At 70.1% G+C, this 20,300-nt stretch carries 14 protein-coding genes and 1 pseudogene; 9 read left to right on the plus strand and 6 right to left on the minus strand.

The genetic code is table 11. From position 1 onward, the window contains the following. Positions 1–25: 25 nt before the first annotated feature. The 3 genes and pseudogenes from ASC76_RS26615 to ASC76_RS26625 all read right to left on the minus strand — a co-directional run. The gene (locus ASC76_RS26615; RefSeq protein ID WP_371262129.1) at positions 26–529 is read right to left on the minus strand and encodes an EAL domain-containing protein; all 504 of its coding nucleotides are present in this window, start codon (positions 527–529) and stop codon (positions 26–28) included. Beyond that, positions 499–882, minus strand: coding sequence for an EAL domain-containing protein (locus ASC76_RS26620; RefSeq protein ID WP_157615625.1), 384 nt, complete (start codon positions 880–882; stop codon positions 499–501). The genes ASC76_RS26615 and ASC76_RS26620 overlap by 31 nt, the downstream gene beginning before the upstream one ends. Beyond that, positions 854–1,651: pseudogene (locus ASC76_RS26625) on the minus strand (diguanylate cyclase domain-containing protein); the annotation flags it as partial. The gene ASC76_RS26620 and the pseudogene ASC76_RS26625, both read right to left, overlap by 29 nt. Before the next feature lie 148 nt (positions 1,652–1,799). Here ASC76_RS26625 and ASC76_RS26450 point away from each other — a divergent pair. The 3 genes from ASC76_RS26450 to ASC76_RS14000 all read left to right on the plus strand — a co-directional run bounded on the left by ASC76_RS26450 (position 1,800) and on the right by ASC76_RS14000 (position 6,704). Next, on the plus strand, positions 1,800–3,371 hold the full coding sequence (locus tag ASC76_RS26450; RefSeq protein ID WP_056466782.1) for a methyl-accepting chemotaxis protein: 1,572 nt from the start codon (positions 1,800–1,802) through the stop codon (positions 3,369–3,371). Between the two features lie 86 nt (positions 3,372–3,457). Further along, positions 3,458–4,606, plus strand: a complete 1,149-nt coding sequence (locus tag ASC76_RS13995; protein ID WP_056466785.1) for a diguanylate cyclase — start codon at positions 3,458–3,460, stop codon at positions 4,604–4,606. A gap of 25 nt (positions 4,607–4,631) precedes the next feature. Then, positions 4,632–6,704 carry an ATP-binding protein gene (locus tag ASC76_RS14000; RefSeq protein ID WP_162247121.1) on the plus strand — a complete coding sequence of 691 codons (2,073 nt, stop codon included), beginning with the start codon at positions 4,632–4,634 and terminating at the stop codon, positions 6,702–6,704. Positions 6,705–6,722: 18 nt separating this feature from the next. On the opposite strand, the gene ASC76_RS14005 is transcribed toward ASC76_RS14000, so the two are convergent. Next, entirely contained in the window at positions 6,723–9,128 is a 2,406-nt protein-coding gene (locus ASC76_RS14005) for a response regulator (RefSeq protein WP_157615629.1), read from the minus strand. A gap of 234 nt (positions 9,129–9,362) precedes the next feature. On the opposite strand from ASC76_RS14005, the gene ASC76_RS14010 reads away from it, so the two are divergent. Next, positions 9,363–10,046 carry a response regulator transcription factor gene (locus ASC76_RS14010; RefSeq protein ID WP_162247122.1) on the plus strand — a complete coding sequence of 228 codons (684 nt, stop codon included), beginning with the start codon at positions 9,363–9,365 and terminating at the stop codon, positions 10,044–10,046. Here ASC76_RS14010 and ASC76_RS14015 read toward each other — a convergent pair. Next, on the minus strand, positions 9,988–12,012 hold the full coding sequence (locus tag ASC76_RS14015; protein WP_082549122.1) for a hybrid sensor histidine kinase/response regulator: 2,025 nt from the start codon (positions 12,010–12,012) through the stop codon (positions 9,988–9,990). The genes ASC76_RS14010 and ASC76_RS14015 overlap by 59 nt on opposite strands. 132 nt (positions 12,013–12,144) lie before the next feature. Between ASC76_RS14015 and recQ the strand changes: the two genes are divergently transcribed. From recQ to uvrA, 4 genes are all read left to right on the plus strand, one after another. Next, positions 12,145–14,025: a DNA helicase RecQ gene (gene recQ, locus ASC76_RS14020; protein ID WP_157615631.1), complete on the plus strand. Its 1,881-nt coding sequence runs from the start codon at positions 12,145–12,147 to the stop codon at positions 14,023–14,025. A gap of 22 nt (positions 14,026–14,047) precedes the next feature. After that, positions 14,048–14,695 (plus strand): sigma-70 family RNA polymerase sigma factor, encoded by a 648-nt coding sequence (locus ASC76_RS14025; protein WP_056466800.1) that lies wholly within the window; start codon positions 14,048–14,050, stop codon positions 14,693–14,695. Beyond that, positions 14,692–15,606: a hypothetical protein gene (locus ASC76_RS14030; protein ID WP_056466803.1), complete on the plus strand. Its 915-nt coding sequence runs from the start codon at positions 14,692–14,694 to the stop codon at positions 15,604–15,606. Before ASC76_RS14025 ends, ASC76_RS14030 begins: the two co-directional genes overlap by 4 nt. Before the next feature lie 73 nt (positions 15,607–15,679). Further along, the gene (uvrA, locus tag ASC76_RS14035) at positions 15,680–18,628 is read left to right on the plus strand and encodes an excinuclease ABC subunit UvrA (RefSeq protein WP_056466806.1); all 2,949 of its coding nucleotides are present in this window, start codon (positions 15,680–15,682) and stop codon (positions 18,626–18,628) included. Here uvrA and ASC76_RS14040 read toward each other — a convergent pair. Beyond that, the gene (locus ASC76_RS14040) at positions 18,618–19,520 is read right to left on the minus strand and encodes an MHFG family PEP-CTERM protein (protein ID WP_082549125.1); all 903 of its coding nucleotides are present in this window, start codon (positions 19,518–19,520) and stop codon (positions 18,618–18,620) included. The genes uvrA and ASC76_RS14040 overlap by 11 nt on opposite strands. Before the next feature lie 214 nt (positions 19,521–19,734). On the opposite strand from ASC76_RS14040, the gene ASC76_RS14045 reads away from it, so the two are divergent. Next, positions 19,735–20,295: a CAP domain-containing protein gene (locus ASC76_RS14045; RefSeq protein ID WP_082549126.1), complete on the plus strand. Its 561-nt coding sequence runs from the start codon at positions 19,735–19,737 to the stop codon at positions 20,293–20,295. The last annotated feature ends 5 nt before the right edge of the window (positions 20,296–20,300 follow it).

The following is a 20,300-nucleotide window of genomic DNA, read 5'->3' on the forward strand; positions in this document are numbered from 1 at the left end:
GGGCCCCACGCTGCCTTCGACCGCCTCACGACGCCCCGCCGCGCGCGAGCCATTTCGCCTCGAGCTCCTCGGGCGGCATCGGCCGCGCATGGAAGTAGCCCTGGGAAACATCGCAGCCCATGCGCGTCAGCAGCCCGGCGATCTCGGCCGTTTCGACCCCCTCCGCCACCACCTTCATGCCGAAGCCGTGCCCCAGCCGGATGGTGGACTCGACGATGCGCGGTCGCCTTCGTCGGTCGCCAGCTGACGCGTGAACGAGCGGTCGAGCTTCAGCGCGTCGACGGGCAGGCGCTTCAGGTACGCGAGCGAGGAATAGCCGGTGCCGAAGTCGTCGATCGAGTTGGCAGACCCCGAGCCGCCGCAACTCCTCCAGACGCATCAGCGCGAGCTCGGGGTTGCGCGCCAGCGAACTCTCGGTGACTTCGAGCTCCAGTTTGCCCGGCGGGACCTCGTGCTCGGCGAGGAGGTCGCGCACCAGGGCCACGAAGTTCGCGTCCATCAGGTTGTTGACGCTGACGTTGACGGCCACCGGGACGCAGTGCCCGCCCCGGCCCAGTCCCGGCCTTGTGCCAGCGCCGAGCGCAGCACGAACTCGGTGAACGGATGGATCAGTTCGGTCGTCTCCGCCAGGGGCACGAACTCGGATGGCGAGACGACCCCCTTGACCGGATGCTTCCAGCGCGCGAGCGCCTCGACGCCGACCAGGCGGCCGGTGGCCGTGGCCACCTTCGGCTGATAGACCAGCGACAGCGCACGGAGCCGCAACGCGTGCGCGAAGTCGCAGCAATGCCAGCGAATCGGCCGAGAAGCGGTCCAGTGCCGGGCTGTAGCGCTCGTGCGGGCGCAACTCCCGCTTGGCTTCGAACATCGCCATTTCCGCATAGCGCAGGAGTTCTGCCGGCGCGGTCGAGTCGTCGGGATACACCGCGCTGCCCAGGCTGGCCGTCATCGTCAGCGACACGCCGCTGATCGTGAGCGGCTCGGCGATCGTGTCGTAGAGGTCGACGCACAGCGTCCCGATCACGTTCTCGCGCGCGGGCAGCGCGACGCACAGCGCAATCTGGTCGCCGCCCAGGCGGGCGATGAATCCGCCGCTGCCGAAGCGCTGCGTCAACCGCTCGGCCAGGGCGCGCAGGATGGTGTCGCCGGCCGCATGGACCAGGGACTCGAGCGCCAGCGGTCCGTCGCGACCCGCCACCAGCCAGGTGCCGGGCGCGCTGCGCAGGCCAAGCGCGAGCGATCCAGGGTCGTGGCGCGACGCGCTCGCGATCAGCCGCGCGGCGCTGCGGTCCGCCTCGTCGTCCGCCCGCGCCGCCAGTGCGTGTCGGAGCTCGCGCAGGCTGTCGACGGCCTGGCCGATCACCTCGCTGGCGAAGAGTTGCACGCCTTCGGCCACCTTCACGGCGCGGGCCTGGTCCTGGGCGATCGCCGCCTGTCGGTCCTGCCGCAACGTCAACACGACCGCCGCCGCCAGCGTCGTCACGGCCAGGATCAGCAGGACGAGCCGGGCCACGCCCTGGTGCCGTGGCGTGCGCCGGACGACCTCCGGCGATTCGGTACGGATCGGGTGCGGGGTGAAGGACATGCGCAGGGTCGGTGGACGGCGTCCGCCATGCCCCCATATCGGCCGCCCGCCGCGTGTCCGGACCATCGGGCGGTCGCCTTTTGTCAATCTGACGACATTTGTCGGCCACGCTCCCTTCAATGTCGGCCACCCGACAAAACAGGGCCCGCGGCGTTTGTCTGCCCCGCCCCCGCGCCGATACCGAGACTCAACCGTTCAATCCGGAAGGAAAGAGATGTTCGCCAAGATGAAGATCGGCCAGCGCCTGACGCTCGCCTTCGCGGTGCTGGGGGCCATGCTGCTCGGGACCGCCGGCATCGCGCTGTGGGGCATGAGCAGCATGCGCGCATCGGCGGTCGCGATCAACGCGAACTGGCTGCCCAGCGTCGAGACGCTGGGCCAGATGCACGTGGCGAAGTCGGACCTGCGGGTGCTCGAGCTGCGCCACCTGCTGATGACGGACGACCGCGAGCGCGCCGAGGTGGAGATCCGCATCGCCAAGACGCTGGCCCAGTTCGACAAGGCGCGAACGAACTACTCGCATTCGCTGATCGGCAGCGTCGAGGAACGCCAGCTCTACGAGGGCTTCATGGCCCGGTGGAAGGGCTACCTGGTCACCAGCGAGCAGGCGGTCGCGCTGTCGAAGCAGCACGATGCCGAGGGCGCGCGCCGCCTCGTGTTCGGCAGCTCGCTCGATCAATACAACGCAGCGACCGAGTCGCTGATCAAGGTGATCGCGTTCAACCATGCCGGCGCCGTGACCGCAGGACTGGCCAGCGACGCTGCCAACACGCGTGCGCGGGTCGCGATGCTCGCCGCCGCCGCGCTCGGCCTGGGCTGTGCCGGACTGCTGTGCCTTCTGGTGGTGCGCAGGCTGGACCGCGACCTGGGCGGCGAGCCGTCCGACGTGGCCGCCCTGGCGAACCGGATCGCCGGCTCGAACCTCGGCGGCACGATCGCCGTGAGGCCCGGCGACACCACCAGCGTGATGGCAGCGATGGCGCGCATGCAGGCGTCGTTGCAGCGCATCGTCGGCTCGGTGCTCGGCAGTTCGGACCACGTCGCGACCGCGAGCGCGCAGATCGCGCAGGGCAATCTCGACCTGAGCGAACGCACCGAGCGCCAGGCCTCGGCCCTGGAACAGACGGCCGCATCGATGGAGCAGCTGGCCGCCACGGTCCGCCAGAACGCCGACAACTCCAAGCAGGCGAATCAGCTGGCGCTCGGCGCCAGCGCGGTCGCGATCCAGGGCGGCGAGGTGGTGCGGCAGGTGGTCGAGACGATGCGCGACATCAACGCAAGCTCCAAGCGCATCGCGGACATCATCGGCGTGATGGACAGCATCGCCTTCCAGACCAACATCCTCGCGCTCAACGCAGCCGTGGAGGCGGCACGCGCCGGAGAACAGGGGCGCGGGTTCGCCGTCGTCGCCAACGAGGTCCGCAGCCTGGCCCAGCGCAGCGCCGACTCGGCCAAGGAGATCAAGGACCTGATCTCGTCGAGCGTCGACCGGGTCCACCAGGGCACGACGCTGGTCGACCGGGCCGGCGCCACGATGAGCGAGATCGTCGCGTCGATCCGGCGCGTCAGCGACATCGTCGCCGAGATCAGTGCGGCCAGCGCAGAGCAGAGCGCCGGCGTCGGTCAGGTCGGCGAAGCCGTCGCGAGCATGGACCAGGCCACGCAACAGAATGCCGCGCTGGTCGAGCAGAGCGCCGCGGCCGCCGAGAGTCTGCGCGACCATGCGCGCCAGCTCGTCACCTCGGTGGCGGTGTTCGATGTCGGGCAGGGGCCGCGGTCGACTTGATTGTCGGCGCTGCGACTATGTCTGCCCGCCCGTCCGTTGACGAGGCCGAAGCGCCCGCGCACCCTTCGACCCACAGACGCGTCGACATGGCTCTTTCAGCGCAAGCCCCGCCCCTTTCGAAGGATCTGCTCGATCATGCGCACCGCGAGAAGGTGCAGCACACGATCGAGCAGGTCTTCACCACGCAGGCCACCACGCCGCTCGGCTGGCTCGTCGTGCTGGGCCTGGTCTCGACCCGCGCACCGGTGGGCCCGACCCTCTACTGGATCGGCTGCTTCGCCGTGGTGCTCGCGTTCATCCTCGAGCGGCTCTGGCGTGTGCGCTCCGAGCGCTGTTCGCTGACGCGCAAGCTCGCCTGGCTGCATGTCGCGGCTTTCCTCGACGGGCTCGCCTGGGGCAGCTTGGCGCTGTTCGTCTTCGGCGTCGACGGCGTCCTCGACACCTGGCTGGTGACGACGCTGTGCGGCGTGGCGGCGGTCAACGCGCCGCCACGGGCGCTGGTGCTGACCGCGTACGGCGCGCAGCTGTTCGCGATGTGGCTGCCGATCGCGGCATTCGGCATCGCGCACTTCCACACGCCCGGCTCGCTCCAGATGGTCGTGGCAGTGGCGGTGTTCCAGGGCGTCCTGATGCTCTATGTGCGCCGCGTGGAACGGGTGATGAGCCACAACATCCTGCTGCGCCTGCATAACGCGGAACTCTCGGCGCAGTTGCAGCAGTCGCTCGAACACGTGGTGCGCGAGGCGGCGACCGATCCGCTGACCGAGCAGGCCAATCGACGCGAGATGGACCGCGTGCTGCTCGAGGTCGACCGGCGCCGGCGCTCGGTCGGCGGCACCTACTCGTTGCTGATGCTGGACATCGACCACTTCAAGCAGATCAACGACCGCTTCGGCCACGACGTCGGCGACCGGACCCTGCAGGCCTTTTCGCGCCGGGTGTCCGACTGCCTGCGCCCCTTCGACCTGCTGGCCCGCACCGGCGGCGAAGAGTTCACCGTGTTGTTGCGGGACGCCTCGGTCAGCCAGGCCACCGCGATCGCGCGGCGCATCTGCGAAGCCGTCGCCGCCCAGCCGCTGCTGGTCGATCCGCTGCTGCACGCGACAGTCTCGATCGGCGTGGCCGAGCAGCGCGGCCAGCAGACGCCCGCCGACGTGGCCAAGTGCTGCGACGTCGCGGTCTACGAGGCCAAGCGCAGCGGCCGCAACCGGGTCTGCGTGGCGGATGCGCGATGAGCCCGTCGGCAAGCAAGGGTCCGGGTTGAACTCGCCTGCGAAAGCCGCCCGCCGCGCGAAAGCGAACCCGTCGCGCCCCTCGCACCCGCTGGCCCGGGCGCAGCAGCGGCGGCGCGGCGCGTCCCGGACCGGTGCCCACGCCGCGTTGGCCGAGAAGGAGCGTGCGCTCGAGCTGACGCTGGAGAGCATGCTGCACGGCATCGTCAGCGTCGACCGGAATGGCGTGATCAACATCTACAACACGCGTGTGCTCGAACTGCTCGATCTGCCGGCCGCGCTGTTCGAGGGCGGGGCCCACTTCGAGGACATCCTGCGCTTCCAGGTGGAACGCGGCGACTTCAACGCATCGACCGTGCTCGCGCAGGGTGCCGACCCGTCGCTGGGCCACGGAACCGGGTCCGGCGCGCGGGAGGGCCAGTACGTGCGGCGCACGCGCTCCGGCGGCTACATGGAGGTGCGCACGATGCCGACCGCGGACGGCGGCTTCGTGCGCACCTATGTCGACGTGACACCCTACGTCCGCACCCAGCAGGCGCTGCGCAATTCCGAACGGGAAATGCGCACGATGCTCGATGGCTTCCCGGGGCTGATGGTGGTCTGCGACGACGAGCTGAACTACGTCTACGTCAACGACCGCGCGGCCGCGTGGATCGGCCATCCGCGTGCCGAGCTGATCGGCCGCTCGGCGCGGCCGCACCTGAGCGTCCAGCGCGCCGCCGACATCCTCGACTTCATGCACCAGGCCACCACTGGCGCCCAACTGACCGTCGAGAGCGCCTACGACACGCGCTGGCTCCAGGTCACCCAGGTGATGGGCGCGGATGCGCGGCCCGGCAAGCGCAAGTGCTATGCGTTCGCGCTGGACATCACCGCTCGCAAGGAGGCCGAAGAAGCGCTGATCGCCGCGAAGGAACAGGCCGAGCGTGCCAGTCGCGCGAAATCCGATTTCCTGCGCAACATCTCGCACGAGCTGCGCACGCCGATGAACGCCATCGCGGGTTTCGGTGAGCTGCTGCTGTCCGACCGGGACTCGCCGCTGTCCGACAAGCAGCGCCTGCAGATCGGCGAAATCCGGCACGGGGCGCGGCACCTGCTCGCGCTGATCAACGAGCTGCTCGACCTGTCGATCGCCGAGCAGGGCCAGCTGAAGATCACGCTCGCGCCGGTGCCGATGCGCGGCGTGATCGACGAGTGCGTGGCCCTGCTGCGGCCGCTGGCCGACACGGCCGGCATCCGCCTCGTGGCCCTCGACGCCGGCGCCCCGGAGGTCCATGGACTGGGCGACCGGACACGCCTGACGCAGGTGCTGCTGAACCTGATCTCGAATGCGATCAAGTACAACGCGCGCGATGGCAGCGTGCGCATCCGCTGCGCGCTGCGCGCGGGCGAGGTCGAGGTCGAGGTCGTCGACGACGGTCCGGGACTGAGCGAGTCGCAGCGCGCCCGGTTGTTCGAGGCCTTCGAGCGGCTCGACGCCGGCAAGACGACGATCGAAGGTGCCGGGCTGGGCCTGGCGCTGAGCCGCGTGCTGATGCGCGCGATGGGCGGCGCGATCGCGGTGGACAGCGCGGTGGGTCGGGGCAGCACGTTCCGGATCTCGCTGCCGGCGGCCGATCGGCCGCCGTCGAGCCGGCCCGGCATCGGCGCCGCCGGCTCCGCCCCCGCCACGCCCGCCGCCGCGCAACGGCGGCGCAAGGTGCTCTACATCGAGGACAACCCGGTCAACATCCTGCTGATGGAGGCGATGCTGGCGCGCCTGCCCGCGGCGAACGCGGTGACGATGGTGTGCGCCGAGCTGCCCGAAGTCGGCCTGCGCATGGCGGTCGACGAGGCGCCGGATCTGATCCTGCTCGACATCCAGCTGCCCGGCATCGACGGCTTCGAGGTCCTGCGCCGGCTCCGCCTCAATCCGGCGTGCCGGCACCTGCCGGTGATCGCGGTCAGTGCGAACACGCTGGCCGGGGACGCGATGATCGCGCGCGCGGCCGGGTTCGACGGTTGCCTCGGCAAGCCGTTCGAGATGCACGAGCTGCACGGCGCCGTGATGGGCGCGCTCGCGCGCCGGGTGGCGCCCGAGCCCGATCGCGCTGCGAGCTGAGCGGGGGCACCCGCCCGTTCAGCTGGCGCGCGACGGTCCGATCGGCAGGCACGCCGCCGGCGGCGGCGGCATGACCGGCAGCTCGCGCGAATCGGTCAGCCACAGCAGCAGGATGCGGTAGAACGTATCGAAGTCCAGCGGCTTGGCGATGTGGTCGTTCATCCCGGCGGCGAGCACGGCCTCGCGGTCGCCCGTCATGGTGTTGGCGGTCATCGCGATGATCGGCAGGTCGACCCACTGCGGCTCCTGGCGGATCGACCGGGTGGCGGCGAAACCGTCCATGTCGGGCATCTGGCAATCCATCAGCACGCCGTCGACCTTGAAGCGCTCGAGCTGGGCGATGGCCTCCCGGCCGTCCCGTGCCGTCAGCACCTCGATGTCGACCCGCCGCAGCAGCTCGGTGGCGAGCAGCAGGCTGAGCTCGTCGTCTTCGGCGAGCAGCACGCGGCGACCGCTCAGCTGCGCGCGGTACGACTCGATCTGGCTCGGCGGTGCCGCCACCCGCGGCATGCGCAACGAACTCCCGCTCAGCGCCGTCTCGTAGGCCTCGAACAGCGAGGACGGCGTGACCGGCTTGGTCAACACGGCGCCGAGACTGATGTGCATCGAACGCACCTTCTTCAGCGTCTCGTCGCGACTGAACGCGGTGACCATCAGCACGCACGGCGGGTGGGCCACTTCGATCGCCATGCGCTGGATGCAGCCGAGCACGTTGGTGCCCGGGATGTGCCAGTCGAACAGCACCAGGTCGAAGCGGCGCTTCTGTGCCTCGGCCGACGCCACCCGGATCAGCGCCCGCTCCCCGCCCTCGACCTCCTCGACATCGAAGCCGAGGCGGCGCGCCATCGAAGCCAGCATCTGGCGAGCCGGCACGTTGTCGTCGACGACCAGCAGGCGCCCGGCGATCGGCAACGCGTCCGACCACAGCAGGCGGCGGCTCTGGGGAGGCAGCCCGAGTTCGAGCGTGAACTCGAAGGTGCTGCCCTTGCCGACCCGGCTGGTGACATGGATCGAGGAATTCATCAGCCCGAGCAACTGCTTGGTGATGGCAAGCCCCAGCCCGCTGCCGCCGTAGCGGCGGGCGCTGTGGGTGTGGGCCTGTGTGAACGGCTCGAACAGGGTGTCGAACTTGGATTCGTCGATGCCCACGCCGGTGTCCGTGACCCACAGCCGCAGCGTCGTGGTCGTCTCCGTGCGGCCCAGCTGCGAGACGCCGATCGTCACCTCGCCGCGGTCGGTGAACTTGACCGCGTTGTTGCACAGGTTGAGCAGCACCTGGCGCAGCCGCAGCGGATCGCCGATGACGATCGGCGGCAGGCTGACGGGCTGATCGAAGATCAGCTCCAAGCCCTTCTCCTCGGCGCGCAGGCCGACGATGTCGGCGACGCTCTCCAACACGCTCTCGATGCTGAATTCCACCGCCTCGATGTCGAGCTTGCCGGCCTCGACCTTGGAATAGTCGAGAATGTCGTTGATGATCCGCAGCAGCAGCCGCGCCGAGGCCAGGACCTTCTCCATGTAGTTCTTCTGCCGCGGGTCGAGCGGGCCATCCAGCGTCAGCTTCGACAGGCCCAGGATCGCGTTCATCGGGGTGCGGATCTCGTGGCTCATGTTGGCGAGGAAGTCGCTCTTGGCCTCGTTGGCGAGTTCCGCCGCCTGCTTCTGGATCAGCAGTTGACCGGACTGCGACTCGGAGGTCAGGCGCCGTTCGATCTCGTGGCGCAAGGTCATGCGCATGTTGTCGATCGACTCCGCCAGCCGGTCGATTTCGTCGCCCCCTCGCCCGCGTGGCGCCGGCATCACCAGGGCCCCCTCCAGGTTCTCGATCGAGAGACTCGCGCTGTACTGAGCGATGTGCAGCAGCCGGCTCGCCACCAAGGTGCGCAGGCCCAGCGCCAGCAGGCCCCCGAGCAGGCCGGCACGCAACAGCTCCGTCAATGCGAGGACGCCGACCGCGTCGAGCACGCGCTGGTTCACCGCATCGAGCGACGCTTCGAGCTGCAGCCGGCCGGTGCCGGCACTCGGCATCATGTCGTCGTCGATCGCGTGGTCGATCGGAAACGACCGCAGCAACCGCTCGGTCTGCCCGGCGCGGACCGGATTCACGTTGGGGGCGGACGCCTGGGTCGTGCCGTCGGCGGCCACCAGCGCCACGCCGACGATGTTGGGCATCGCCGCGATCCGGCGCAGCGCCTTCTCGACGTCGACATGGCGCGACTCGCCGATCGCCGCCCGGAGCTCCGGCAGCGATTCGCTCGCGACCCCATCGAGCATCGACTCGACGCTGCGCTGGCCTCGTCGGTATTCGCTGGCGGCCTGCACCGCGATCGACACGACGGCAATCAGCAGTGTCGCGACGACCGCCAACAGCACGACCTTGCCGGTGATGGACGCACCCGGCCCCTCCATGCGTCGCTTTTCCATGTGCTCCTCGCCCTTCCGGTCTCCATCCGCACAGCACGGTGAGCACAGACCTCGATGCTCGGAATCGAATGTGCGCTCGCCGCCCCGGAGTGACCACCCGACAGGTGATGCAGGCGTCGCGGACCGGTGGAGGTTGTCGATCCGACCTTTGACGGGTAGCGCCGCCAGCGTCGCGGGCGTATGGTCTCGGCTCGGCGTCGAGAACCCTCGACACCATCTCCGGCGACCGCTCCCATGGTGACAAAGGTTCTTCTCGTCGAGGACCAGCAGCTCGTTCGAACAGGAATCCGGATGATGTTGCACATCGCCGAGCCGCGCTGCCACATCGTCGAGGCCGGGTCGCACGAGGAGGCGATCCAGCGCATGGCCGAGCACGACTTCGAAGTGGTGTTCCTCGACATCGACCTGCGTTCGGAGATGTCCGGTATCGAAACCCTCGCCGCGATCCGCGATGCCGGCCGGCCGGTCAAGGTGGTCATGCTGTCCGGCCGGGACGACCCGGTCACGGTGATGCAGTGCATCTCCGCCGGGGCCTCCGGCTTCATCACGAAGGGCCAGGGCGACGAGTCGGTGTTTGGGCGCGCCCTCGCCACCATCTTCAACGGCGGCGTCTACCTGCCGTCGTCGATCGTCGGCAGCAACCGCCTCGGCAGCGCCGGCGCCGCCACCGACCTCGGGCTCACGCCGCGCCTGTGCGAGGTGCTCTACTACGTCTGCCAGGGCTTGCCGAACAAGTCGATCGCCAACCGCCTGGGCATCAGCGAGGGCACGGTGCGGCGCGACTACGTCTCGGACCTGCTGCGCTTCTTCAAGGTGGCCCGGCGCACCGAGCTGATCGTCGAGGTGGCACGCCGCGGCATCACGATTCCGCCGCCGCGTGGGGCGCTTGCGCCACCATCGCATCGATCGCCCGAATGAGCTCGACGGCCGGAAGCGGCTTGTAGAACACGGCGGCCGGCGCCAACGCCGTCAGCATGGTGGGCGACAGGACTTCGCCGGTCAGCACCATGATCTGAATCTGGTGGTCGAACCGGCGCGCAGCGTGGCAGACGTCGATCGCCGTGCGGTGGTTGGGCAGTCGGAAGTCCGAGAGAACCAGGTCGGGCGTGCGTTCCAGCACCGGCAGCAGTTGCTCGAAGGCTTCGAACGACGCCACCGTCTCGTGAATGGCACCGTGCGCCTCCAGCAGCAACGCCATCGAGGTGGCGACCAGCTCGTCGTCCTCGACCATCACCACGTACACCCCGGCGAGCTGCACCATCGACGCCACCGCCACCGCCTCGGCGTCGGCGGCGGCGGCGACGAACCGCGCCGACCCATGCGGCATCGTGAGGATCATCCGGCTGCCGCGGCCCGGGACGGACTCGATGTCCAGGTGGTGCTCCGGCAGCAGCGCGAGCAGCGCACTGACGATCGACAGGCCGAGCCCGACGCCCTTGTCCGCCTGCGGCCGCCGATTGCCCACCTGATAGAACGGCTTGAAGATCGCGCCGTCGGCCAGGTGCTCCTGCGCGATGCCCAGGCCGTTGTCCTCGATCTCCAGCCGCACGCACGCCGGCAGGTTGGTCACGCGGATGCACACCTCGCAGCCCGGGCTCTTGGACGGATCGCAATACTTGACGCCGTTGCCGACCAGGTTGCGCAGGATGCGGCCCAGGAAATGGCGATCGCTCTCGACCCAGACGCGGGCAGCGGGCTTCTCGATGCGCAGCCGCACGCCCTCCTTCGCGGCGCCCTCCGCGAGCTGCACGATGCCGGCTTCGGCAATCGCGACCAGGTCGACCGTCTCGATCTCCGCGCGCATGAACCCGGATTCGAGGCGCGACATCTCCAGCATTGCGCCCAGCTGCTCCGCCATCAGGACCGACGCGCGCTGCGCCAGTTCGAGCATCTGCGCCGCAGCCGCGGCGTCGCCTTCCGCGACGCAGAGACGGGCGGGCTCCAGCGCATTGCCGATGGCCTGGAGCGGCTGGCGCAGATCGTGGACGGCCCCGGCCAGGAACTGCGATTTCTCCTGATTCTTCCGATCTGCGCTCGCGCGCAACTTCTCCTTCAGGTCGATCAGCGCCAACGCCTTCTCCTCCGCCTGCTGGCTGGACAGCCGGATTTCCTCGTTGCGTTGCTGCAGTTCCTGGCTCTGGCGCCGGAACGCGGCGTTGGACAGCGCGAGCTCGTACTCGCGCAGGAAGGTGAGGCGCTGCGACCGCTCCAGCTGATGGCCGAGGCTGGCGCTGAGCAGCCCGGCCGCGCAGAGGATGTTGCTGAAGCGGAAGACGTAGTAGCGGTCGCCGGTCAGATCAGCTGCGCTCAACAGCACCTCGATCGAGATCCACAGCGTCGGCGACACGAGGCAGGCCACGAGCAGCAACGTCATCGCCTTGACCGGCAGCCGGAAGGCCGCGAGCGTGTAGCTGACGACGACCATCACGCCGGGGCCGTAGTACGCCTCGGCATCCGCCTTCGGCACCAGCCGCATCTGCCAGTAGGCGCAGGCGAACACGATGTACGACCCGATCGCGCAGGTTGCCGAGGCGACGCGCTCGTCGCTCTCGAACCACTTTCCGACCGTGCTGGCGAACAGCATCCCGATCAGGAACACGAACACCCCGAGCCGGATGCCGAGCAGGAGCCAGAACGCCGCGTCCGGGCTGTTCGCACGAATCAGCGTGTCGCGGTCCCAGTACGCGAACACGACCCAGGCGAACGCGCCGAGCACGATCATGGCCTGGCGCTGGCCGGCGAAACGGCGCGCGCATTCGGCGCGGAAGGCGTGCTCGAGCGCCACCGACTTGAACGGTCGGGCGAAGGCGGACTGGTAGACCCGCGCCGGGATGCCGCGGCCGGGCACCTGCGGGCGCCCGGGGCGTGGTGGGATGGCCGTCATCGATCGACGACTCTACTGATTCACCTGCCGACGGTCGTGTCGGCGCGGGCGCAATCGTCAAACGTCCGACACTCTTTCGCAGGTGGCGGGGACCGCTCCCGTACCATCGAGGGTTTACCGCGCCCCCGCCCCGTGACCACACCCGCCTCCACCGCGCCCGACGCCATCCTGCACGACGTGTTCGGCTACAGCGCGTTCCGCGGCGCGCAGGCCGAGATCGTCGACCACGTCATCGCCGGCGGCGACGCGCTGGTGCTGATGCCCACCGGCGGCGGCAAGAGCCTGTGCTTCCAGGTGCCGGCGATCGCCCGGCACCGCCGCGAGCAGGGCGTGGCGGTGGTCGTCTCGCCGCTGATCGCGCTGATGCACGACCAGGTCGGCGCGCTCGAGGAAGCCGGCGTGCATGCGGCGTTCCTGAACTCGTCGCTGACGCTCGACGAGGTCCAGCGCATCGAGCGCGAGATGATGGGCGGCCGGCTCGTGCTGCTGTACGTCGCGCCCGAGCGCCTGACGACGCCGCGCATGCTCGCGCAGCTCGATTCGCTGGAGGAGCGCGGTCTGCTCAGCCTGTTCGCGATCGACGAGGCGCATTGCGTGAGCCAGTGGGGCCACGACTTCCGCGAGGACTACCTCGCGCTGAACGTGCTGCACGAGCGCTACCCCGGCGTGCCGCGGATCGCGCTGACCGCGACCGCCGACGACCTGACCCGTGCCGACATCATCGAGCGCCTGTCGCTGCACGAGGCGCGCGTCTTCATCAGCAGCTTCGACCGCCCCAACATCCGCTACGCCGTGGTCGAGAAGGACGACGCGCGCAAGCAGCTGCTGCGCTTCATCCAGGACGAGCACGAGGGCGAGGCCGGCATCGTCTACTGCCAGTCGCGCAAGAAGGTCGACGAGACCGCGGCGTGGCTCAGCAGCGAGGGCCTCACCGCACTCGCGTACCACGCCGGGCTCGACGCCGACGTGCGCCGCAAGCATCAGGACCGCTTCCTGCGGGAGGAGGCGATCGTGATGGTCGCGACCATCGCGTTCGGCATGGGCATCGACAAGCCGGACGTGCGCTTCGTCGCCCACATGGACCTGCCGAAGAACATCGAGGCCTACTACCAGGAGACCGGCCGCGCCGGGCGCGACGGCCTGCCCGCCGACGCGTGGATGGCGTACGGCCTGGCCGACGTGGTCAACCAGCGCCGCATGATCGACGAGAGCCCGGCTGCCGAGGAGTTCAAGCGCGGGCAACGCGGCAAGCTCGACGCGCTCCTCTCGCTGGCCGAGGCGCACGACTGCCGGCGCGTGCGCCTGCTCGCCTACTTCGGCGAAGAGAGCAGCCCGTGCGCCGCGTACCAGAACGCCTGCGACAACTGCCTGAACCCGCCGGCCACCTGGAATGCGACCGAGGCGGCGCGCAAGGCGCTGTCCTGCATCTACCGCTTCCACCAGAACCGCGGCCAGCGTTTCGGCGCCGGCCACCTGATCGACGTGCTGCGCGGCAAGGTCACCGACAAGGTCGCACAGAACGGCCACGAAAGCCTGAGCACCTTCGGCATCGGCGCCGACGTCAGCGAGGCGCAGTGGCGCGTCGTGCTGCGCCAGCTGATCGCGCTCGGCCACCTGCGCACCGAGGGCGAGTACAACACCCTCGAACTGACCGCCGCCGCCCGGGACGTGCTGCGCGGCGACGTGCAGCTGCTGCTGCGCCAGCCGAGCGACGCGCCGAAGCGCCGCGGCGGCACCGGCAAGACCACGCGCGGCGCGCGGACCAAGGACAAGGCACCGCCGATCCCGCTCGACGCCGCGGCCACGGCGCGCTTCGAAGCACTGAAGCACTGGCGTGCCGAGGTGGCGCGCGAGCACAACCTGCCCGCCTACATCGTTTTCCACGACGCCACGCTCGCCGAGATGGCACAGTCGATGCCCGACTCGCTCGATGCGCTCGGCGCGATCAGCGGCGTCGGCGCGAAGAAGCTCGAGGCCTACGGGCGCGAGATCCTCCGCGTCCTGGGCGACTGACGCGTTCAGGCAAACTTCACGCGTGAACGCCCACCGCCCCGATCCCGCCGACGACGCCTTGATGGCTGCCTATGCCGCAGGCGACGCCCGGGCGTTCGAGCAGCTCTATGCGCGCCACCACGCCGGCCTGTACCGCTTCATCCGGCGGCTGCTCGGCAGTGCGTTGAACGCGCAGACCGACGAGGTGTTCCAGGACACCTGGCTGCGGGTCGTGCAGGCGCGCACGCGCTGGGCGCCGGACGGCGCGAGCTTCCGCACGTGGCTGTTCACGCTGGCCCATCACCGGGTCGTCGACCTGCTGCGCCGCAGCGGGCGCGAGGTGGCGCTCGACGCGTTCGAGGGCGACGACGGCGCGCCGTGGGAGCCCGCCGCCGACGCCTCCGCCGCGTGGCAGCACTGGCCGGCGCCGGCCGGCGCGGCGGCGCACACCGAGGAGCTGGCGTTCTGGCGCCGCGCCGGCGAGCAGCTGCTGGGCTGCCTCGATCAGTTGCCGCTACCGCAGCGCAGCACGTTCCTGCTGCACCACGACGACGGTTTCGCGCTCGACGACGTGGCGCGCGCGCTGGACGTCGGCTTCGAAACCGCGAAGACCCGCCTGCGCTACGCGATGAGCAAGCTGCGCACCTGCATGGGCGCGCACCTTGCGCCGCTCGGAAGCGGACCGCGATGAGCGCGCCCACGCGCCCGGATGACCGGGCCGACCCCGAGCGCGACGCCTGGCTGCGCGAGGCGCTGCGCCACGCGCCGGACGCGCAGGCCGCGCCGCCGACGGCCGTGAGCGACGCCATCCTGCGCCAGGCGCGGGCCGCCGCGAGCGCCGCACCCGCCGCAGCATCCGCGGCGGCGCGCGGTCGCTGGGCCCAGGCGTGGGCCTGGCTGGCCCGCCCGCCGGTGGCGGCCGGGTTCGCCAGCGTGATGATCGCCACCGTGGTGGGCTTGATGTGGTGGGACCAGCCCATCGACCCGCACGCACGCCCGGCACCGGCGGCAAGCGCCGAGCCCGGCCCGCGCGACGCGCCGCCCGCCGGCGCGGCGGATGCCCGATTGCGCAGCGTCGAACCCGCGCCGGCGAAGAAGCCGGCGCCGGCGAAACCTGCACCGCCAGCGGCGCCGCCGGCGCCCTCGCCCGCGGCCCCTATGGCGGCCCCGGCACCGGCTCCGATTCCCTCGCCCGCCCTGGAGAGCGCCGACAACCGCGCGGCAGCGGGCAAGGGCCTTGCGGAGTCCAGTGCCCAGCCGGTGAGCCGCTCCGCGTCGTGGGCCGAGGTGCTGGCGTCGATCCGTGCCGAGCCGCAACGCTGGCACTGGCAGCGCAACGGCCTGGCGCAACCCATGACGCCGAAGATGCAGCGCTGGCTGGCGCAGTTCGACGCGGCCACGGTAGGACGCTGGCGGCGTACCGACGAGGCCGCGCCGGCGCAGGCGGGCCGCGTGCTTCGCCTGTACCGCGACGGGGCGCCGACGGCGACCCTGCGCTTCGACGCCGAGCACGCCTGGTCCACGCCCGACACCCACGTCGCCGCGCTGCCGGCGGCCACCGTCGACCAGTTGCTCCAGGACCTGGACGGCGCCGCGCCCTGAGTGGCCGCCCGGCGGCGGTGGGTACCCGCGAAGGGCCGGGCCGTTATCATGGTCGGTTTTGCGCAACTCACCGATGCCTCATCCCACCGAGACCGCCGTCGTGCCCGAGGTCGCCAACGCGATCCGCGTGCGCGGGGCTCGCACGCACAACCTGAAGAACATCGACCTCGACATCCCGCGCAACCAGCTCGTGGTGATCACCGGGTTGTCGGGCTCGGGCAAGAGTTCGCTGGCTTTCGACACGCTGTATGCGGAGGGGCAGCGACGCTATGTCGAGAGCCTGTCGGCATACGCGCGGCAGTTCCTGCAGCTGATGGACAAGCCGGATGTCGACGTGATCGAGGGTCTGAGCCCGGCCATCAGCATCGAGCAGAAGGCGACCTCGCACAACCCGCGCTCGACCGTCGGCACCGTCACCGAGATCCACGACTACCTGCGCCTGCTCTACGCCCGCGCCGGCACGCCGTACTGCCCCGACCACCACCTGCCACTGCAGGCGCAGTCGGTGAGCCAGATGGTCGATGCAGCGCTGGCGCTGCCCGAGGGCACGCGGCTGATGATCGTGGCGCCAGTGGTGCGCGACCGCAAGGGCGAGTTCACCGAGCTGTTCGCCGACATGCAGGCGCAGGGCTACGTGCGCTTCCGCGTCGATGGCACCGCGTACGAGGCGGCCGACGTGCCGAAGCTCAAGAAGGCCGAGAAGCACGACATCGATGTCGTGATCGACCGCGTCAAGGTGCAGCCCGGCCTGCAGCAGCGCCTGGCCGAAAGCTTCGAGGCGGCGCTGCGCATCGCCGAGGGGCGCGCGATGGCGCTCGAGATGGACAGCGGTGGCGTTGACGAAGCGGGGCGGACGCTGCCGCCCCGCGAGCACCTGTTCTCCAGCAAGTTCGCCTGCCCGGTGTGCAGCTACAGCCTCAGCGAACTCGAGCCGCGGCTGTTCTCGTTCAATTCGCCGGTCGGCGCCTGCCCCACCTGCGACGGCCTCGGCCACACCACCGTGTTCGATCCGGACCGCGTCGTCGCCTTCCCGTCGCTGAGCCTGGCCAGCGGTGCGGTCAAGGGCTGGGACCGGCGCAACGGCTACACCTTCTCGCTGCTCGAGAGCGTCGCGAAGCATTACGCGTTCGACATCGACACCGCGTTCGAGGACCTGCCGCCCGACGCGCGCAAAGTGCTGCTGCACGGCTCGGGCACGACCGACATCGAGTTCGTCTACGAGGCCGAGGGCGGCCGCGGCAAGCAACGCGTCGTCAGGCGCTCGCACCCGTTCGAGGGCATCCTGCCGAACCTGGAGCGGCGCTTCCGCGAGACCGACTCGGCCGCGGTGCGCGAGGACCTGATGCGCTACCAGAGCGCCAAGCCCTGCCCCGACTGCGAGGGTTCGCGGCTGCGGCGCGAGGCGCGCAACGTGTTCCTGGTCGACGCCACCAGCGCCGACAAGGAACCCATCTTCCGCGTCGAGCACTTCACCTTGCGCGAGTGCCTCGCCTACTTCGAGTCGTTGACGCTGCAGGGCGCGAAGGCCGAGATCGCCGACAAGGTGGTGCGCGAGATCCGCTCGCGCCTGAAGTTCCTGAACGACGTGGGGCTGAACTACCTCAGCCTGGACCGCAATGCCGATTCGCTGTCGGGTGGCGAGTCGCAGCGCATCCGGCTCGCGTCGCAGATCGGCTCCGGCCTCACCGGCGTGATGTACGTGCTCGACGAACCGAGCATCGGATTGCACCAGCGCGACAACGAGCGCCTGATCGGCACGCTGCGCCACCTGCGCGACATCGGCAACAGCGTGCTCGTGGTCGAGCACGACGAGGACGCGATCATGGCCGCCGACCATGTGATCGACATGGGCCCGGGCGCCGGCGTGCACGGCGGGCGCGTGATGGCGCAAGGGACCGCGGCGCAGGTGGCGGCCAACCCCGCGTCGCTGACCGGCCAGTACCTGTCGCGGGCGTTGCGCATCGAGGTGCCGAAGCGCCGCGTGCCGCGTCGCGGCCAGGCCTGGGGCGCGCATGGCGACGGCCCGACCGAACTGAGCATCGTCGGCGCGCGCGGTCACAACCTCAAGAACGTCAGCGTCGAGATTCCGGTCGGGCTGCTGACCTGCGTGACCGGCGTGTCCGGCTCGGGCAAGAGCACGCTGGTCAACGACACGCTGTACGCGACCGTCGCCCGCAAGCTCTACAACAGCCACGCCGAGTCCGAGCCGGTCGAGTCGATCGAGGGCCTCGACGCGTTCGACAAGGTGATCAACGTCGACCAGAGCCCGATCGGCCGCACGCCGCGCAGCAACCCCGCGACCTACACCGGCATGTTCACGCCGATCCGCGAACTCTTCGCCGAGATGAACACCGCGAAGGAACGCGGCTACGGCCCGGGGCGCTTCAGTTTCAACGTGGCCGGCGGGCGCTGCGAGGCCTGCCAGGGCGACGGCGTGCTCAAGGTCGAGATGCACTTCCTGCCCGACGTGTACGTGCCCTGCGACGTGTGCCACGGCAAGCGCTACAACCGCGAGACGCTCGAGGTGCTCTACAAGGGCAAGAACATCACCGAGGTGCTGAACCTGACCGTCGAGGATGCGCACGCCTACTTCAACGCGGTGCCCAACATCGCCCGCAAGCTGCAGACGCTGCTCGACGTGGGGCTGGGCTACATCCGCCTCGGCCAGAGCGCGACGACGCTGTCCGGCGGGGAGGCGCAGCGCGTCAAGCTCGCGCTCGAGCTCAGCAAGCGCGACACCGGCCGCACGCTCTACATCCTCGACGAGCCGACCACCGGCCTGCACTTCGCCGACATCGACCTGCTGCTCAAGGTGCTGCACCAGCTGCGCGACGCCGGCAACACGATCGTCGTGATCGAACACAACCTCGACGTGATCAAGACCGCCGACTGGATCATCGACATGGGCCCCGAAGGCGGCGCCGGCGGTGGCACGGTGCTGGTGACCGGCACGCCGGAAGACGTGGCCGCGAGCCCGGCGAGCTTCACCGGGCGCTACCTGAAGCCGCTGCTCAGCGCCTGATCGCCGCGCGGCGGCGGACCAACGCGCCGGCCGCCAGGCCGCCCAGCATCAGCGCCCAGGTCTGCGGCTCGGGCACGGGCGTCGTCACCGGAGGCGCCGGCGGCAGCGGGTTGCCGTCCGAACCGAAGGGCGGCCTGGCTGTCGCGACGGTCGAGCCACCACCACCACCACCGATCAGGCCCGGCACGATCACCGGCAAGCCATACCAGCCGGACCCCGGCAGCCCGGCCCACTCCGGACCCGCGAGTGCGGGCACGCCGTCCGCATGGCCGATCGGGCCGGCTTCAAGCGGGCCCGCACCGGTCGGGCCGTCCCAGTCGATCGGCGGCAGCGCGTCGTCCATGGCCGGCGGCGGTGCGAGCGCGGCGACCGGCGGCTCGCTGCCGAGCAGCGGCGTGTTCTCGGCCATCGCCGGCCCCACGCCGCGGCGCGTCACGCGGCTCACGTTGCGGCACACGGTGGGCACCAGGATGCAGTGCCCGCTCTCGCAGTAGACGAGGCCGCGTTCCAGCATCTGCGGCGTCCAGGAATTGCGCGTCACCGTGCGGCAGACCTGGTGCGTGCCGAAGTGCATGTCGGTGATGCTGTTGCCGTAGTCGTAGCCACCACGACCGATCATGCTGTCGCGTCGGATCTCGACCAGATCGTCGTACTCGCGCTTTTCCATGCGCACCTTGAGGCGTGCCCGAACGTCGGCCGGGATGTCGCCGTAGCGGTCCACCGCGGCCACGACGTCGCCCATGAACGGGTTCACGCCCGGATGGTCCCAGCTGCAGCGGTCGAGCGTGAGGGTCGGCAGCGCCGAAGTGACCGCCGTCGCCATCGCCATGAACGGCAGGGCGGCGAGGGCGCTCAGCAGCATCGATATCGCGCAGCGGCGTGATCGGTTCATGGCAGTTTGGTAACCATTTGCGACATGGGATGAATCTAATTCGGCGTGCCCGATTTCCGATCCCGGGAACAGGGGGGCCGCCACCGGATCCAGGGAGTCAATAAGTCACGACTGGGGGCCGGCGATCGAATCTTTGTCGCATCGTGGACGACGCACCCGGCGCGCGGCGTCGATTTTGCTCAAGACCGGTGTCCTTCGATCCGATGCCACTGCCATGACGTCTCCCGTGTTCAAGCCCGCCCTCGTCGTCGCCGCGGGCCTGATTGTGACCGCGGGCTTGCTCTTTCCGCGCCCGGTCCATCCAGAAGTTGCTGCGACCACGCGTTGCAGTGCCACCTTGTCGCCCGATGTGGTGCTGGAACGACTGAACGCCACGCGCGTGCGCGGCGCCGTCTGCCACCGGCCCGGCGGCGCGCCGACCCATGCCGCGCCGCTTGCGTGGAACCCGCGCCTGGCCGCCGTCGCGGCGGCGCAGGCGCAGGACATGGCGAAGCTCGACCAGATGAGCCACCGCGACAGCCTCAACCGCAACCTCGGTGAACGCCTGGATGCGATGGGCTACCGCTTCAGCACCGCGGTCGAGAACGTGGCGGTCGGTTACGCGTCGCTCGATGCGGTCGTCGATGCCTGGCTCGACAGCGAAGCCCACTGCGCCAATCTGATGAGCGCGAAGGTCGCCGAACTCGGCCTGGCCTGCAGCGACGGCACCGTCAGCGAGAGCGGCACCGGCCGCTACTGGACGCTGGTGCTCGGCGCCCCGTCGCGCGTGCGTTGACCGAA

It is taken from the genome of Rhizobacter sp. Root404 (genome assembly GCF_001425865.1).
Taxonomy (GTDB): Bacteria; Pseudomonadota; Gammaproteobacteria; order Burkholderiales; family Burkholderiaceae_C; genus LMDS01.

Excerpts from the sequence above, each read along its gene's own strand:
- ASC76_RS14045 (WP_082549126.1), top strand. The coding sequence starts at position 19,735 with ATGACGTCTCCCGTGTTCAAGCCCGCCCTCGTCGTCGCCGCGGGCCTG.
- ASC76_RS14015 (WP_082549122.1), bottom strand. The coding sequence starts at position 12,012 with ATGACGGCCATCCCACCACGCCCCGGGCGCCCGCAGGTGCCCGGCCGC.
- ASC76_RS14010 (WP_162247122.1), top strand. The coding sequence starts at position 9,363 with ATGGTGACAAAGGTTCTTCTCGTCGAGGACCAGCAGCTCGTTCGAACA.
- ASC76_RS26450 (WP_056466782.1), top strand. The coding sequence starts at position 1,800 with ATGTTCGCCAAGATGAAGATCGGCCAGCGCCTGACGCTCGCCTTCGCG.
- ASC76_RS26620 (WP_157615625.1), bottom strand. The coding sequence starts at position 882 with ATGCGGAAATGGCGATGTTCGAAGCCAAGCGGGAGTTGCGCCCGCACG.
- ASC76_RS13995 (WP_056466785.1), top strand. The coding sequence starts at position 3,458 with ATGGCTCTTTCAGCGCAAGCCCCGCCCCTTTCGAAGGATCTGCTCGAT.
- ASC76_RS14030 (WP_056466803.1), top strand. The coding sequence starts at position 14,692 with ATGAGCGCGCCCACGCGCCCGGATGACCGGGCCGACCCCGAGCGCGAC.
- uvrA (WP_056466806.1), top strand. The coding sequence starts at position 15,680 with ATGCCTCATCCCACCGAGACCGCCGTCGTGCCCGAGGTCGCCAACGCG.
- ASC76_RS14040 (WP_082549125.1), bottom strand. The coding sequence starts at position 19,520 with ATGAACCGATCACGCCGCTGCGCGATATCGATGCTGCTGAGCGCCCTC.
- ASC76_RS14005 (WP_157615629.1), bottom strand. The coding sequence starts at position 9,128 with ATGGAAAAGCGACGCATGGAGGGGCCGGGTGCGTCCATCACCGGCAAG.